Here is a 14,263-nt window from a genome sequence, read left to right on the forward strand (position 1 = left end):
TGGTCTTTGCCGGGTTGCGGCCCGGATGCCACGCTTTGTGTGGCGATATTACATCAGTTTGCGCCGCCGTGTCACCTCTATATCGAGATCGGTGATTTTCTTGCGCAGCGTATTCCGGTTGATCCCCAGAAGATCGGCGCATTTGGCCTGATTGCCGCCCGATGCTTCGAGCGCGATTTCGATCAGCGGCGCCTCGACTTCGCGCAGGATGCGCTGGTACAGGCCCGGCGGCGGCAGGACATTGCCGTGCAGGTCGAAATAGCGCCGCAGATGCCGCGCGACCGAGGCCGAAAGCTTTTCGGCATCGCCGCGTCCGCCAAGCGCGGGTTCCAGTTCGGGCTGATTGCCCAGCACCTGTTCGACCTCGGTACGCGAGATTTCCTCGGCCCGGCTGATCAGCGACAAGCGGCGCACCGCGTTCTCCAACTGCCGCACATTGCCCGGCCAGGAATAGAGGCGGAACAGTTCGGCCGCGCCGGTGCCCAACCAGCGCTTTGGCGCCCCTTCGCGTTCGGCCTTGGCCATGAAATACTCGGTCAACAGCGGAATATCGTCCACCCGCTCGCGCAGGGCGGGCACATGTATGGGCGCTCCGCACAGCCGGTAGTAAAGGTCGCGCCGCAGCTTGCCCGCCTCCATCGCGCGGGCCGGATCGCCCTGGCTGGTGGCCATGAACCGCGGCACGTAGTCGCCGGGCGCATCCATCATCCGTACGATCCGGCCCTGAATCTCGTCACTGATATCGGCGATTTCGTCGATCAGCAGCGTACCGCCCTTGACCCGCGCCAGCACCCGCGCCGGCCCTTCGAGTTCCATCAGGTCTGCGGCGGTGACCGAGACAAAGGGCAAGGTGCGGCGGTCCGAGAAATCGTGGATTGTGCGCGCGATCAGCGACTTGCCCGTGCCGCTCTCGCCCGAGATCATCACCGGCAGATCGGTGTTCATCACCTTGGCCACCAGTCGATAGAGCGCCTGCATCGCCGGGGTGCGCCCCACCAGCGGCAACTCGTCGGGCCGCTCGGCGACCTCGTCGCGCGGTTCGGAGGGCGCGCTGCGCCGCTTCTGCTCCAGCGCACGCGCGGTGCGTTTCATCAGGTCGGGCAGGTCAAAGGGTTTGGGCAGGTAATCATAGGCCTCGGCCTCGGCGGCCTGGATCGCGGTCATGATGGTGTTCTGGGCCGAGATCACGATGACCGGCAGGCCGGGCCTGTCCTGCGAGATCTTGGGGAGCATCTCCAGCCCGTTGCCATCGGGCATGATCACATCCGAGATCACCACATCGCCCTTGCCCTCGGCCACCCAGCGCATCAGCGTGGTCAGGGACGAGGTCGCATGCACCTTGCACCCCGCCCGCGTCAGCGCCTGGGTCAGCACCGTGCGGATCGTGCGGTCGTCGTCGGCCACCAGAACCGTGCCATCCATCAGTTGCTCTCCTTTTCGCCGCTTTGCTTCGGCACCCGGGGCAACGACAGGCGGAACACCGTGCGGCCCGGGACCGAATCGACGGCGATCCAGCCGTCATGGTCGGAAATGATCTTGCTCACCAGCGCCAGGCCCAGCCCGGTGCCGTTCTCGCGCCCCGAGACAAAGGGATCGAAGATATCGGCGCGAATCTCTTCGGGCAGGCCCGGACCGTCGTCTATCACCTCGACCTGAAGCGGCAGGGAATGGCCCGAGCCGTCATTGCGGCGCAGACGGAAGGAATGCTCGAAATAGGTATGCAGCCGGATGGTGCCACCACCCGGCGCCGCCTCGGAGGCGTTTTTCAGCAGGTTCAACACCACCTGCAACAGCTGGTCGGGATCGCCATAGGCCAGCGGCAGCGAGGGGTCGTAATCCTCGATGATCTTCATATGCGCGCCAAAGCCAAGCAGCGCTGAACGGCGGGCCCGGTCCAGCACGTCGTGAATATTGACCGGCTTGAAATCGGGCACACTGAGATTGCCGAATTGTTCGACCTGCTCCAGCAGTTTTACGATACGGCGACTTTCGGCCACGATAAGATCCGTGAGTTCAAGGTCTTCGGTCGCTAGGTTCATGCTCAGAAGCTGCGCCGCGCCGGTGATGCCCGCCAGCGGGTTCTTGATCTCGTGCGCCAGCATCTCGGCCATGCCGATGGCTGATTGCGCTGCCGATTTCACCGAATGGCTCTGCGTCATCCGCCCGGCCAGTTCACGCGGGCTGAGCAGCATCATCATCACACCGGGACTGCCGATCAGGGGGGCGATCTGGATGGCGCATTGCAACGGAGCCCGATTGCCCGAGCCGACATCGATATCGTTGACGAATAGCGGTGTACCCTGGGCGCGAGCGCGCTCGAACGCAGGTTCGATCGGCGCGTCAATGGCCAGCTGATCCCAGACCGGTTGGCCCAGCACCGCCTTGCGCGACAGGTTCAGGAACCCTTCGGCGGCAGAGTTCACGTCGACGATCCGGTCGCCGGCGTCGATCAGGAAGGCGGGCACCGGCAGCGAGGCCCAGATGGCGTTTTCAGCGCTCATGCCGCCGCCTCCGCCGTGCCGCTCAGCGCCTCGGGTAGCAGGCGCAACACGGCCTCGGGGTCGCGCGCGGTCAACACCTGTTTGCGCAGCGGCGCCGGGGTGGCGACCTCGTCCATGTACCATCCCAGATGCTTGCGCGCCACGCGCAGGCCCAGGTCGCGCCCGTAGAAATCCAGCATCGCCTGATAGTGGCGCGCCACCATGTCGGCCAGCGCCACGCCCTGCGGCACCTCGGGCGCGGGCGTGCCATAGAGGGCATGGGAAATCTGCGCCAACAGCCAGGGTCGCCCCTGCGCACCGCGCCCCACCATGACCCCGTCGGCGCCAGACCGCTCCAGCGCCTGCCGGGCCGTGACGGCGCAGGTAATATCGCCATTGGCGATCAGCGGCACATCGACCACCGCGCGCACTGCCGCAATCGCCGCCCAATCGGCGCGTCCCTTGTAGAACTGGCAACGGGTTCGGCCATGGATCGTCACCATGCGCACCCCCGCATCCGCCGCGCGCCGCGCCACATCAGGCGCGTTCATCAGCGTATCGTCCCAGCCCAGCCGGGTCTTGAGCGTCACCGGCACCTCGACGGCCCCCACGACCGCCTCGATCAGGCGCAGCGCGTGATCGGGGGTCTTGAGCAGGGCCGAGCCGGAATAGCCGTTGGTCACCTTCTTGGCCGGACACCCCATGTTGATGTCGATCACCCGCGCGCCCCGGTCGGCAACCTGACGGGCGGCCTCGGCGATCCAGTGGGTGTCGCGCCCGGCCAGCTGCACGGCGGTGTTTTCCACATCCGCCGACAGTTCCGCCCGTTCGCGCACGCCCGGTTTGGCCTGAACCATCTCCTGGCTGGCAACCATCTCGCTCACCACCATGCCGGCGCCGAATTCCATCACCAGGTCGCGAAAGGGCCGGTCGGTGATTCCGGCCATCGGCGCCAGGATCACCGGCGGGGTCAGGGTCTTGTCTCCGAGATGCAGCGTCACCTGTGCCTAATCCTTGTGCAATTGAGGTCTTGGTAATGAAGCCACGGCCATTGCACAATGAATCGCACCCAATCAAGGGTCATCAATTACGCATCTGCCTAATTTTTAATCGCTTCACCACGGGTCATTGCCAGCGAAGGCGTCACCCCATAAAGATCGAGCAATACCCGCCTGCCCGCGCCCCGAGGACCGCCATGACCACAGCCGCCATCATCGTTGCCGCCGGGCGCGGCACCCGCGCGGGCGGTGGCGTGCCGAAACAATGGCGCCCGCTGGCCGGGCGCCGGGTGGCCGACTGGACGCTGGAACGTTTTGCCACCCCGCAGATCAGTTACGTGGTTCTGGTGCTGAATCCCGAGGACCCCGATGCGTGGAAGGAATTCGCGCAGACCCCGCTGATCCTCGCACCGGGCGGAGACGATCGTGCGGGCTCGGTCAAGAATGGGCTGGCGGCGCTGGACGGTCTGGGCATCACCAAGGTGCTGATCCATGACGTGGCGCGGCCCTGCGTTTCAAAGGACACCATTCGCGCTGTTCTGGACGCGCTCGACGCCCATCCCGGCGCGGCGCCGGGACTGGCGGTGACCGATGCGCTCTGGACCGGGGCCGAGGGCATGGTGACTGGTACCCGCGACCGTGACGGGCTGTTTGCCGCGCAGACGCCGCAGGGCTTTCGCTATGACGCGATCGTCGCGGCCCATGCCGCCCACCCGGGCGCTGCGGCGGATGACGTCGAGGTGGCGCGCGCCGCCGGGTTGACCGTGGCCATCGTGCCGGGCGACCCCGACAACCTGAAAATCACGCGGGCCGAGGATTTCGCCCGCGCCGAACGGATATTGAGGCAGGACATGGATGTAAGGCTTGGCAATGGATATGACGTGCACCGGTTCGGACCGGGCGATCACGTGATCCTTTGCGGGATCAAGGTGCCGCATGACCGGGGCTTGCAGGGCCATTCCGATGCCGATGTGGGCATGCATGCGGTCACCGATGCCCTCTATGGCGCGCTGGCCGAGGGCGACATCGGCCGCCATTTTCCACCTTCGGACCCGCAATGGAAGGGCGCGGCCAGCGAGATCTTTCTGCGTCACGCGGTCGATCTGGTGCAGGCACGTGGGTTCACTGTGTCGAACATCGACTGCACGCTGGTTTGCGAATACCCCAAGATCGGCCCGCACGCCGTTGCAATGCAACAGGAAATGGCCCGGATCATGGAGCTGGAAACAACCCGTATCTCGGTCAAGGCCACCACATCCGAGCGGTTGGGCTTCACTGGCCGGGGCGAAGGGATCGCCGCGCTGGCCACCGCCTGTCTGGTGAAACCATGAGCGTGGCAACCCTGATCGGCACCGTCGGCGGCGTCGGCTATCTGCGACCCGCGCCGGGGACCTGGGGTTCTCTGGCGGCGCTGCCGCTGGCCTGGATCCTGCATCAGTTGGGCGGCTTTCCCCTGCTGGCGCTGGCCACCGCGGGCGCCTATTTCGCCGGGCTCTGGGCAACGCGGGTAATGACCTTGGGTAAGGCCGATCACGACCCTTCGGAAATCGTCATTGACGAGGTCGCCGGCCAGTTCCTGGCGCTTTGGGCGCTGTCCCTGCCCGCCTGGTTGCACGGGCTCGACATCTCGGCGCTCTGGCCCGGCTGGATCGCGGCCTTTGTCCTGTTTCGCCTGTTCGACATCACCAAACCCGGCCCGGTCGGCTGGGCCGACCGCCGGGGCGACCCGACGGGGGTGATGCTGGACGATATCATCGCCGGTCTTTTCGCCGCTTTCGGCACCGCGCTCCTGGCGGGGCTTTTCCATGGAGTACTGGGCCTATGACTGTTGCCGACCTGCTGGAGCGTGCCCGAAAACAGGGGACCAGGATCGCTACCGCCGAAAGCTGTACCGGCGGCATGGTAATCGCCGCCCTGACCGACATTCCCGGAAGCTCGGATGTGGTCGACCGGGGCTTTGTCACCTATTGCAACAGCGCCAAGCAAGAGATGCTGGGCGTGCGCAAGGCCACGCTCGACGCGCATGGCGCGGTGTCCGAACAGGTCGCGCGCGAAATGGCCGAGGGCGCGCTGGATCATTCCCGCGCCACGCTGGCGGTGTCGATCACCGGCATCGCAGGGCCCGGCGGATCCGAGTTCAAGCCCGAGGGTCGGGTCTGTTTCGCGCTTGCGGGCGATGGCATCGCCACCAGCAGCGAAACGGTCGAGTTCGGCGCGTTGGGCCGTGCCCAGGTGCGCGCGGCCGCCCGCGACCATGCCTTGGCGTTGCTGGATCGCGGCCTTTCCATGATCGCCGCCTGAACCGGCAAAGCCGGGGCCAAAGCGCCGCTTTTTTCATCACTTGGAAAAAAGCGGCAAAAACAGGCAGGTTTCCGGCAGGCCGCCTCTTTTTCCCGCGCCTGAAATCCGCACAACCGCTCTCACCACTCGCATTCGCAGCAAAGGAGAGCGGCCCATGAACGGAGCCGATACCGCCTGGATCATCGTGGCCACGGCCCTGGTCCTCTTCATGACATTGCCGGGGCTGGCCCTGTTCTATGGCGGCCTCGTGCGCGCCCGCAACGTGCTGAGCGTCTTCATGCACTGTTTCGCCATCGCCTGCCTGATGAGCGTGCTCTGGCTGGTGGCGGGCTACTCCATCGCCTTTGGCGGCGGTTCATCGGGGTTCTGGGGCGGGCTGGACAAGGTGATGCTGACCGGTGTCACCGCCGACAGCCTCAGCGGCACCCTGCCCGAGATCCTGTTCTTTGCCTTCCAGATGACATTCGCCATCATCACCCCCGCCCTGATCGTCGGCGCCTATGTCGAGCGCGTGGGCTTCGGCTTTGTCCTCACCTTCTCGGGCCTCTGGATGCTGCTGTGTTATGCGCCGGTGGTGCATTGGATTTGGGGCGGCGGCATGCTGGCCGATGGCGGCATCTTTGGCGAGACGGGCGTCAAGGATTTCGCCGGCGGCATCGTCGTGCATGAAACCGCCGGTCTGGCCGCACTGATCATCGCGGTCGTGCTGGGGCCGCGCCGGAACCGCACCACCCCGCCGCATAATCCCGGTTTCGTGATGATCGGTGCGGCGATGCTGTGGGTGGGCTGGTTCGGCTTCAACGGCGGCTCACAGCTGGCCGCCGATGGTGGCGCCGCCATGGCGCTGACCGTCACCCATATCTCGGCCGCCACCGCCTCGCTCAGCTGGGCGCTGTGGGAGCGGATCAAATACGGCAAGGCCTCGCTGGTCGGCCTCGTCACCGGCACCATCGCAGGTCTTGCCTCGATCACGCCCGCCAGCGGCTTTGTCGGCCCGGCCGCAGCACTGCTCATTGGCGCCGTCGCGGGCATCCTCTGTCAAGAGGCGGTGAACCTGGTGCGCAACACGCTCAAGATCGACGATACGCTCGACGTCTTTGCCGTGCATGGGGTCGGCGGCATCTTTGGCACGCTCATGATCGCCCTGCTCGGCGCTGGCAGCTGGACCGCGCAGCTGGGCGGGCTGGTCATCGTGGGTATCTTCACGGCAGTTGTCACCATCGTGTTGATCAAGGTGGTTGCGCTCATCACTCCGCTTCGCGTAGATGCCGAGACCGAGACAAACGGGCTCGACCTCTCCGTGCATGGTGAGCGGGCCTATGACATGAGCAGCTGAGCCCACCTCGGCTGCTTTGATGCCCCTCAACGGGCTCAGGCGGATCTCTGAGAAGGGGTCCGCCTTTTCTCTGGTCGCTACCTCAGCCTCTCCCCTTGAAGACCCCCTTTTTCCTCTTGCTGTAAATATCCCCGCCGGAGGCATCGCGCGGCACGCGCGATACCGCTTCAGCCAGCGGTCAAACGCGACGCCAGATCAGCCGCCCCGCCGCCGGTGCGCAGCAAGGCCCAGATCTCGTCGGCGGCACCGCCCCCGATCAGCTTGGCCGCCTTGGCACGCACGCGTTCCTCGCGCTCGGCAAGCGTCAGTGGCGCCATCAGGTCATGGCTCACCTCCTGTCGCTGACCGTCGCGGCGCAAGAGCGACAGATGCGCCTGGGTCTCGCTCAGGCTCTCGTCACCGATCACCTCCACCCGGTCGCGCAGCTGGATCAGCCGGGGATCTGCGCAAATGGCATCGCTATAGCTGTCAAGCCGCGCGGTATCATGCCCCAGCGCCCGCATTGCCAGCACGGTCCCATACGAGAACTTGGCCCCCAGTCCGGTTGTCGGCGCCTGCTGGTTGCACACGCTCAGCCAGCGCGGATGGGTGCGAACCGTCAATGTGGCCACCTCGGGCGCGGCGATATCCAGGCTGCGCGCCGCTTCCAGCGCCGCATGCAGCCCGTGGCAGCAGGCATGGAACTTGTGGCTGACCTGTTCGAACAGCCAGCTTTCACCCAGGCCCTCCAGCGCCGACATCTCATCCGCCCCGTGATGGGTCGCACCAAAGCCGTATTCGCCCTCCATCGCCAGCGGATTGGCGACAAAGCCGCGCCGCACCAACTCCACTGCCTCGATCCCGGCCGCGGCCGCCAGACCCGCGTTATAGGGCTTGCCCATGGTGCCGAACTGCGCCTTGAGACCGGCGGCGCGGGTGGCGGTCAGCCCCAGCGCCAGCGCCATCCGCTCCGGCGTCAGCCCGGCCAGCCGTCCGGCAGCGGCGGTGGCACCAAAGGCGCCCGCCGTGGCGGTCTGGTGAAACCCCGCCTGATAATGCCCGCGCCCCAGCCAGAGACCCACGCGCACCGAGAGCTCCATACCCACCAGCGCCGCCTCCAGCAGTTCGACGATCGCGGCATCGCGCGCCTCCGCCATGGCCAGCACGGCGGGAAACACCGCCACCGAAGGGTGGCCGATATGGGCGAAATGGGTGTCGTCGTAATCCAGCGCATGGGACACGGTGCCGTTGACCAGCGCCGCGCCGCGCAGGGGCGCCGCGCCGCCACCGAACAGATGCGCGCACCCGGTTCCGCCTTCTTCCAGCACCATCTCGCGCAGGATGCGCGAGACCGGCTCCTCGACCCCGGCCCGACCGACCGCGATCCAGTCAAGCGCGGATAGCGACGTGACCAGCCGGGCGGCGGGCGTCGTGGTGATGGAACCGGTAGCGAAATCGGCAAGGGCGCGTGTCAAATCTGGCATGACGCGCAGTCTAGCGCCGGACGGACCCGCGTAAAGAGGGCATCGCTCAGCCGTAAAGCGTCCGTGCCCGTTCCTCGAAGGCGCGCACGATCCGGTGCATCGCCTCGTTGAACACGAGACCGATCACCCCTTGCAGGATGGCGTTCCTGAACTCGAAATCCACGTGAAAGGAGACGTCGCAGCCCCCCTCGGGTGCATCGGCAAAGGCCCAGTCGGATTTCAGGTATTTGAACGGCCCGTCCAGGTATTCGGTGTCGATCCGCATATCCTCCGGAAACAGGGTCACCCGGCTGCCGAACCGTTCGCGGAACACCTTGAACGAGATCACCAGATCGGCCTCCATCACCTGCGCCGCGCCCTGCGGCGTGATGCTGCGAATACGGGCCGCGGCGCACCAGGGCAGGAATTGCGGATATTTCGCCACATCGGCAACCAGATCGTACATCTGCTGGGCGGTATAGGGCAGGCGACGTGTTTCCGAATGTGTGGGCATCTGTCCTTGGGTATTTGTTGGTGACAATGGCGCGTGATTTCGTATGTTGCGCGCCAAAGATCAAGGGGGCTGCGATGACTGACCGCGCTTATGTGATTGACGAGATGATCTCGGCCAAGGCCATCGCGGCGCGGATCGAGGCGCTGTGCCGTGAGATCCAGACCGAGTTCGCCGATACCGACAAGCTGGTCGTGGTGGGCCTGTTGCGCGGCAGTTTCGTGTTCATCGCCGATCTGGTGCGCGAACTGGACCTGCCGATCGAGGTCGATTTCCTCGAAGCCTCCTCTTATGGCGACGCGATGGAATCGAGCCGCGAGGTGCGTATCCTCAAGGATCTGCGCAGCCCGATCGAGGGGCGCGACGTGCTGGTGGTCGAGGATATCGTCGATACCGGCCACACGCTGAACCATGTTACGCATCTGTTGCTCAGCCGTCAGCCCAAACGCCTGAAATCCATCGCCCTGCTGGACAAACCCAGCCGGCGCGAGGTGGATTTCCGCTCTGACTGGATCGGCTTCGAGATACCCGATGAATTCGTCGTGGGCTATGGCATCGACTTTGCCCAACGCAACCGCAACCTGCCCTTCATCGGCAAGGTGCGCTTTACCGAAGCCTGAGGGCGCGCGCATCAGGCGCGGCGCAGGCCAAGAAAATTCGACGAATTTTCTTGGTCACGGCTCACGGGCCGAGTTGCGCCGCCCGGTCACGCAGCGCCTGGCAAAGCAGGCCACGGACCCGGATCAGGCGCGGCACATCGGCCAGTTCCTCGTGACAGGCGACCCAGATCGGGGTTGCGGTCTCGGGTGGCAGTCCGACATCAAGCCGTACCAATCGGGGATCGTTGCGGGCGATGAAACAGGGCAGCAAGGCCCGGCCCAGCCCTTGCGCCACCATCTCGCGCAGCACCAGGAAACTGTCGGCCGATCCGATTGCCGCGCCAGGTTCCAGTTGCGGTTCCAGCCAGGCCCAGGGTCGCGACCTCCGCATCGCTCCGTCAAAGCCGAGCCAGCCCGCGGTGGTGCAACCCGGTGCCACATAGGCTGCAAAGGCCATGCTGACCGGGCTTTCGCCCACCAAACCCTCGGGCAGCACCGGGGCCGGGCGCAGGGTCAATTCGGCCTCGAGCCGCGACAGGTTCAGATGGCTGTTGGTCGAGATCAGCGACAGCCGCAATTCCCCCGCACTCTGGTGCAGATCGGCGAGGATCTCGGGCAGCAGGCTCTGGCACAGCGTATCGGTCGAGGTCACCCGCACGTGACCGGCCAGGGGCGCGTCCAGCCCCTGCGCCAGCTGGTGTACCGACTGCACCGCCTGCCCCACCTCACGCGCCGCTGCGATCAGGCGCAACCGATCGGGTCTCAGAACATAGCCACGCGGGGTCCGGTCGAACACCTGGGTGCCGACACTCTCCTCAAAGGCGGCGATCCGGCGCAGAACGGTGGCGTGATTGACCCCCATCTGCCGGGACGCCCCCGCCACACTGCCCGCCTCGACCACCGCCAGCACGAATTGCAGGTCGTCCCAGTTCAATCTGTGCAAGATTTAAGACCCTTTAACCAGAAATGCAGACTATCCGCTAAGATTAACACAAGTACACTTGGAGATGTTGTCATTATCTTTTTCGCAACGGAGACGGGACATGTTTGCAAAGACCAAGACCGCCATCGCCGCCGCCACGCTGTGTGCCGTGGGGGGGCTGGCCCTGGCCGGTAGCCACGCACAGGGCGAATTCGCGCGTGAAATCAAGGCCCGCCAGGCGCAGATGACGCTCTATGCCTTCAACCTGGGCATTCTTGGCGCCATGGCCAAGGGCGAGGCCGAATACGACGCCGAAGCCGCCGCGCAGGCCGCCAACAACCTGGCCGCAGCCAAGTCGATCTGGATGCCCACCGCCTGGCCCGCCGGGTCGGACAATGCCTCGGTCGAGGGCACCCGCGCCCTGCCCGCCATCTGGGCCGCCGATTCGGATATCGGCGCCAAGTCGCAGGCGATGGGTGAAGCGGTCGCGGCCCTTCAGGCCGCCGCCGGCACCGATCTTGAGGCGCTGCGTGGGGCCATCGGCCCGGTTGGCGCCTCATGCGGCGGCTGCCACAAGCCCTTCCGCGCCGAAGAGTGACGCGCGCACCGGTCCCGGCTAGACTGGGACCGGTACATTTCATCAGACGGAGGAGCGGATGCGGCTCTTGCGGATCGCTGTTGTCGTGGCGCTCGCCGGGCTTGCGGCTTTCTGGCTGCTCACGCGGCCCGAACGGCTGGCCCAGGATAAGACGGACGGCCTTGCTGGCGATGCCAGCCGTGGCGCGCTGGTCTTTGCCGCCGCCGGTTGCGCCTCGTGCCATGCGGCGCCGGGCGCCGAGGGTGAAACCAAGCTGGTTCTGGCCGGCGGCGAGGGCTTTGCCAGCCCCTTCGGCACCTTCTACGCGCCCAATATCTCGCCCTCGCCCGAACATGGGATTGGCGGCTGGAGTATGCTGGACCTGGCCAATGCGATGCAACACGGCACTTCGCCCGAGGGGCAGCATTACTATCCCGCGTTCCCCTTCGTCTCCTACGCCAATGCGGAACTGGGCGATATCGCCGATCTTCATGCCTATCTGATCACCCTGCCCGTGTCGGACACGCCCAGCCGGGCGCATGACGTGGGGTTTCCTTTCAACATCCGACGGGGCCTGGGGATGTGGAAACAGCTCAACACGGGCAAAGGCTGGGTGATGACCGACCCCGCCGACAACCAGATCGCGCGCGGGCGCTATCTGGTCGAGGCGCTGGGACATTGCGGCGAATGCCACACCCCGCGTGACGCGTTGGGCGGGTTGCAGCGCGACAAATGGCTGACCGGCGGACCGATTCCCGGCAGCAAGGGCCGCTTTCCCGACCTGACGCCGGGGACGCTGAAATGGAGCGCCGAGGACATCGCCTATTACCTGGAAACCGGGTTTACCCCCGATTACGACAGCGCAGGCGGCGCCATGGCCGATGTGATCCAGAACACCGCGCAACTGCCGCCCGAGGATCGGGCCGCAATCGCCGCCTATCTCAAGGCGCTGCCTGCGAATTGACCGGGCCGGAGCCCAGCACCGCACGCAGGGCGCGTTCAAAGAGACCGGCCCCCACCGGGATCAGCGCATCGGGAAAATCATAGTCGGGATTGTGGAGCTGCGGATGGTTGCTCCCCGCCCCCAGCCACAGCATCGCGGCCTCGGCCCCCTTGCCGAATTGCCCGAAATCCTCCGAGAATTTCTGCGGCTGCTCCGTCAGATGCAGCGGCACATTCCCCGCGCGGCAGGATTCGGCTAGCAGATCGACAGCGGTGGGATGATTGGTGCAGGCCTCGAACACATCGTCATAAGCGATCTCGACGCGCAGCCCGGCCGGTTCCGCATGGGCGCGCACCAACGCCTCGGCCTCACCCACCAGCGCCGCCATGCGCGCATCGGTGACAGTGCGCAACGTGACCCAGAGCGCACCTTCGCCCGGTGCCACACCGAATGTCGGCTCGCCCAACCGGGCATGGGTCAGCGTGGTCAAGGCAAAGCCATCGTCCAGCGCCCCACCCGGACCCAGCGCCGCCAGCCGCGGCATCAGCGCGGCCATTACACCCGCGGGCGATAGCCCATCCTGCGGCGCCGCCGCATGTGAGGTTTTGCCAAGAAGCCGGATCGCCATCCCGCGAGAGGCACAGTTGGCCGCACGCGCGCAAAGCTCGACCGTGCCCAGCGGCAATCCCGGCAGGTTGTGCAAGGACAGCACCGTGTCAGGCGCGACCTCGGCGAAGCGCGGATCGGCCCGCAGCGCCATGGCGCCCTTGCCGGTTTCCTCGGCCGGTTGAAAAATGAGGATCGCCCGGCCGCGTGCCGGGCGCCGCGCGGCCAGCGCCTCACCCACCGCCAGCACGATGACCATATGACCGTCATGTCCGCAAAGATGCCCGGAACCGGGCGTTTCGCTGGCATGGGCCACACCGGTCTCTTCGGGAATGGGCAGCGCGTCCAGCTCGCAGCGCACGCCAACGCTGGGCCCCGCGACGCCGCTGTCAAAGACCGCTACCACCCCGTGACCGCCCAGACCGGTCAGCACCCGGTCGGCGCCCATCTCGCGCAGAAGCCCCGCCACCATGGCGGCGGTGTGCGCCTCGGCGCCCGAAATCTCGGGCGCGCGGTGCAGCGTATAGCGCAGCGCCGTCAGCCGCGCCAGATCGTCGGGCGTCATGCCAGGCCGAGCTTCTTCTGCCGGGCGTCCCGCAGGCGCGCAAAATCGTCGCCCGCGTGGTAGGACGAGCGCGTCAGCGGCGTTGCCGAGACCATCAGGAAGCCCTTGCCATAGGCGGCTTTCTCATAAGACGCGAATTCTTCGGGCGTGACGAAACGGTCGACCCGGTGGTGTTTCGGCGTCGGTTGCAGATACTGGCCGATGGTCAGGAAATCGATATCGGCGGCGCGCATGTCGTCCATCACCTGGCGCACCTGCTGTTCGGTCTCACCCAGGCCGACCATGATACCCGACTTGGTAAAGATCGACGGGTCCAGTTCCTTGACCCGCTGGAGCAGGCGCAGCGAGTGGAAATAGCGCGCGCCGGGGCGCACCTCGGGGTACAGGCCCGGCACGGTTTCCAGATTGTGGTTGAACACATCCGGTTTCGCCGCAACCACAACCTCCAGAACCTCGGGCGCGCATTTCAGGAAATCGGGCGTCAGGATCTCGATCGTGGTCGAGGGGCTGCGATGCCGGATGGCGCGAATGGTCTGGGCAAAATGTTCGGCCCCGCCATCGTCCAGGTCGTCGCGGTCGACGCTGGTGATCACCACATGGTTCAGGCCCAGTTTCTCGACCGCATGGGCCACCCGGCCCGGTTCGAACGCGTCCAGCGCATCGGGGCGCCCGGTGGCGATGTTGCAGAAGGTGCAGCCGCGTGTACAGATCTCGCCCATGATCATCATGGTGGCGTGGCCCTGGCTCCAGCATTCGCCGACATTGGGGCATCCGGCCTCTTCACAGACGGTGACCAGGTTGTTGTCGCGCATGATCCGGCGGGTATCGGCATAGCCCTTGCCCCCCGGCGCCTTGACCCGGATCCAGTCCGGTTTCTTGGGTTGCGACTGATCGGGGCGATGCGCCTTTTCAGGGTGGCGCTGCTCGGGGATCTTCAGGTCACGCACGGGTCGGTTTCCCTTGGCTGGAACGGTTGCGGCACC

Annotated in this window: 15 protein-coding genes; 7 read left to right on the forward strand and 8 right to left on the reverse strand. The window is 65.9% G+C overall.

Annotation, left to right across the window (positions count from 1 at the left end):
• Positions 1-48: 48 nt before the first annotated feature.
• The 3 genes from AC2FLM_RS02435 to dusB are packed head-to-tail and all read right to left on the reverse strand — an operon-like array spanning position 49 to position 3,481.
• Entirely contained in the window at positions 49-1,422 is a 1,374-nt protein-coding gene (locus AC2FLM_RS02435) for a response regulator (protein ID WP_234145563.1), read from the reverse strand.
• Entirely contained in the window at positions 1,422-2,501 is a 1,080-nt protein-coding gene (locus tag AC2FLM_RS02440; protein WP_496855286.1) for a two-component system sensor histidine kinase NtrB, read from the reverse strand. The genes AC2FLM_RS02435 and AC2FLM_RS02440 overlap by 1 nt, the downstream gene beginning before the upstream one ends.
• Complete coding sequence (dusB, locus tag AC2FLM_RS02445; RefSeq protein WP_496855288.1) at positions 2,498-3,481, reverse strand: tRNA dihydrouridine synthase DusB; 984 nt, start codon at positions 3,479-3,481, stop codon at positions 2,498-2,500. Before dusB ends, AC2FLM_RS02440 begins: the two co-directional genes overlap by 4 nt.
• A gap of 194 nt (positions 3,482-3,675) precedes the next feature.
• Between dusB and AC2FLM_RS02450 the strand changes: the two genes are divergently transcribed.
• From AC2FLM_RS02450 to AC2FLM_RS02465, 4 genes are all read left to right on the forward strand, one after another.
• A complete protein-coding gene (locus tag AC2FLM_RS02450) occupies positions 3,676-4,809 on the forward strand; it encodes a bifunctional 2-C-methyl-D-erythritol 4-phosphate cytidylyltransferase/2-C-methyl-D-erythritol 2,4-cyclodiphosphate synthase (RefSeq protein WP_496855290.1) in 1,134 nt (377 codons plus the stop codon).
• The gene (locus tag AC2FLM_RS02455; RefSeq protein ID WP_496855292.1) at positions 4,806-5,303 is read left to right on the forward strand and encodes a phosphatidylglycerophosphatase A family protein; all 498 of its coding nucleotides are present in this window, start codon (positions 4,806-4,808) and stop codon (positions 5,301-5,303) included. Before AC2FLM_RS02450 ends, AC2FLM_RS02455 begins: the two co-directional genes overlap by 4 nt.
• On the forward strand, positions 5,300-5,779 hold the full coding sequence (locus AC2FLM_RS02460; RefSeq protein ID WP_496855294.1) for a CinA family protein: 480 nt from the start codon (positions 5,300-5,302) through the stop codon (positions 5,777-5,779). Before AC2FLM_RS02455 ends, AC2FLM_RS02460 begins: the two co-directional genes overlap by 4 nt.
• 154 nt (positions 5,780-5,933) lie before the next feature.
• Complete coding sequence (locus AC2FLM_RS02465) at positions 5,934-7,115, forward strand: ammonium transporter (protein WP_496855296.1); 1,182 nt, start codon at positions 5,934-5,936, stop codon at positions 7,113-7,115.
• 167 nt (positions 7,116-7,282) lie between these two features.
• Here AC2FLM_RS02465 and AC2FLM_RS02470 read toward each other — a convergent pair whose 3' ends face one another.
• Both AC2FLM_RS02470 and AC2FLM_RS02475 read right to left on the reverse strand, forming a co-directional pair.
• A complete protein-coding gene (locus AC2FLM_RS02470; RefSeq protein WP_496855298.1) occupies positions 7,283-8,578 on the reverse strand; it encodes an MmgE/PrpD family protein in 1,296 nt (431 codons plus the stop codon).
• Between the two features lie 46 nt (positions 8,579-8,624).
• Positions 8,625-9,071, reverse strand: coding sequence for a type II toxin-antitoxin system RatA family toxin (locus AC2FLM_RS02475; RefSeq protein WP_496855300.1), 447 nt, complete (start codon positions 9,069-9,071; stop codon positions 8,625-8,627).
• A 74-nt stretch (positions 9,072-9,145) separates the two neighbouring features.
• Between AC2FLM_RS02475 and hpt the strand changes: the two genes are divergently transcribed.
• The gene (gene hpt, locus AC2FLM_RS02480) at positions 9,146-9,688 is read left to right on the forward strand and encodes a hypoxanthine phosphoribosyltransferase (protein ID WP_234215569.1); all 543 of its coding nucleotides are present in this window, start codon (positions 9,146-9,148) and stop codon (positions 9,686-9,688) included.
• A gap of 61 nt (positions 9,689-9,749) precedes the next feature.
• Here the strand turns inward: hpt and AC2FLM_RS02485 are convergent, their stop codons facing one another.
• Entirely contained in the window at positions 9,750-10,610 is an 861-nt protein-coding gene (locus AC2FLM_RS02485) for a LysR family transcriptional regulator (protein WP_496855303.1), read from the reverse strand.
• A gap of 100 nt (positions 10,611-10,710) precedes the next feature.
• Between AC2FLM_RS02485 and AC2FLM_RS02490 the strand changes: the two genes are divergently transcribed.
• Positions 10,711-11,187 (forward strand): c-type cytochrome, encoded by a 477-nt coding sequence (locus AC2FLM_RS02490; RefSeq protein ID WP_234136886.1) that lies wholly within the window; start codon positions 10,711-10,713, stop codon positions 11,185-11,187.
• Positions 11,188-11,245: 58 nt separating this feature from the next.
• Positions 11,246-12,130, forward strand: coding sequence for a c-type cytochrome (locus AC2FLM_RS02495; RefSeq protein ID WP_496855305.1), 885 nt, complete (start codon positions 11,246-11,248; stop codon positions 12,128-12,130).
• Here the strand turns inward: AC2FLM_RS02495 and AC2FLM_RS02500 are convergent.
• Together AC2FLM_RS02500 and lipA are read right to left on the reverse strand one after the other, a co-directional pair.
• Positions 12,108-13,280, reverse strand: a complete 1,173-nt coding sequence (locus AC2FLM_RS02500) for an amidohydrolase (protein ID WP_496855307.1) — start codon at positions 13,278-13,280, stop codon at positions 12,108-12,110. The two genes, AC2FLM_RS02495 and AC2FLM_RS02500, sit on opposite strands and share 23 nt — an antisense overlap.
• Positions 13,277-14,227 (reverse strand): lipoyl synthase, encoded by a 951-nt coding sequence (gene lipA / locus AC2FLM_RS02505; protein ID WP_234136888.1) that lies wholly within the window; start codon positions 14,225-14,227, stop codon positions 13,277-13,279. The genes AC2FLM_RS02500 and lipA overlap by 4 nt, the downstream gene beginning before the upstream one ends.
• Between the last annotated feature and the right edge of the window lie 36 nt (positions 14,228-14,263).

Source organism: Ruegeria sp. SAZD011, from assembly GCF_059612545.1.

Excerpts from the sequence above, each read along its gene's own strand:
- AC2FLM_RS02435 (WP_234145563.1), bottom strand. The coding sequence starts at position 1,422 with ATGGATGGCACGGTTCTGGTGGCCGACGACGACCGCACGATCCGCACG.
- AC2FLM_RS02455 (WP_496855292.1), top strand. The coding sequence starts at position 4,806 with ATGAGCGTGGCAACCCTGATCGGCACCGTCGGCGGCGTCGGCTATCTG.
- AC2FLM_RS02440 (WP_496855286.1), bottom strand. The coding sequence starts at position 2,501 with ATGAGCGCTGAAAACGCCATCTGGGCCTCGCTGCCGGTGCCCGCCTTC.
- AC2FLM_RS02500 (WP_496855307.1), bottom strand. The coding sequence starts at position 13,280 with ATGACGCCCGACGATCTGGCGCGGCTGACGGCGCTGCGCTATACGCTG.
- AC2FLM_RS02470 (WP_496855298.1), bottom strand. The coding sequence starts at position 8,578 with ATGCCAGATTTGACACGCGCCCTTGCCGATTTCGCTACCGGTTCCATC.
- AC2FLM_RS02495 (WP_496855305.1), top strand. The coding sequence starts at position 11,246 with ATGCGGCTCTTGCGGATCGCTGTTGTCGTGGCGCTCGCCGGGCTTGCG.
- hpt (WP_234215569.1), top strand. The coding sequence starts at position 9,146 with ATGACTGACCGCGCTTATGTGATTGACGAGATGATCTCGGCCAAGGCC.
- AC2FLM_RS02460 (WP_496855294.1), top strand. The coding sequence starts at position 5,300 with ATGACTGTTGCCGACCTGCTGGAGCGTGCCCGAAAACAGGGGACCAGG.
- AC2FLM_RS02465 (WP_496855296.1), top strand. The coding sequence starts at position 5,934 with ATGAACGGAGCCGATACCGCCTGGATCATCGTGGCCACGGCCCTGGTC.
- AC2FLM_RS02475 (WP_496855300.1), bottom strand. The coding sequence starts at position 9,071 with ATGCCCACACATTCGGAAACACGTCGCCTGCCCTATACCGCCCAGCAG.
- AC2FLM_RS02450 (WP_496855290.1), top strand. The coding sequence starts at position 3,676 with ATGACCACAGCCGCCATCATCGTTGCCGCCGGGCGCGGCACCCGCGCG.
- AC2FLM_RS02490 (WP_234136886.1), top strand. The coding sequence starts at position 10,711 with ATGTTTGCAAAGACCAAGACCGCCATCGCCGCCGCCACGCTGTGTGCC.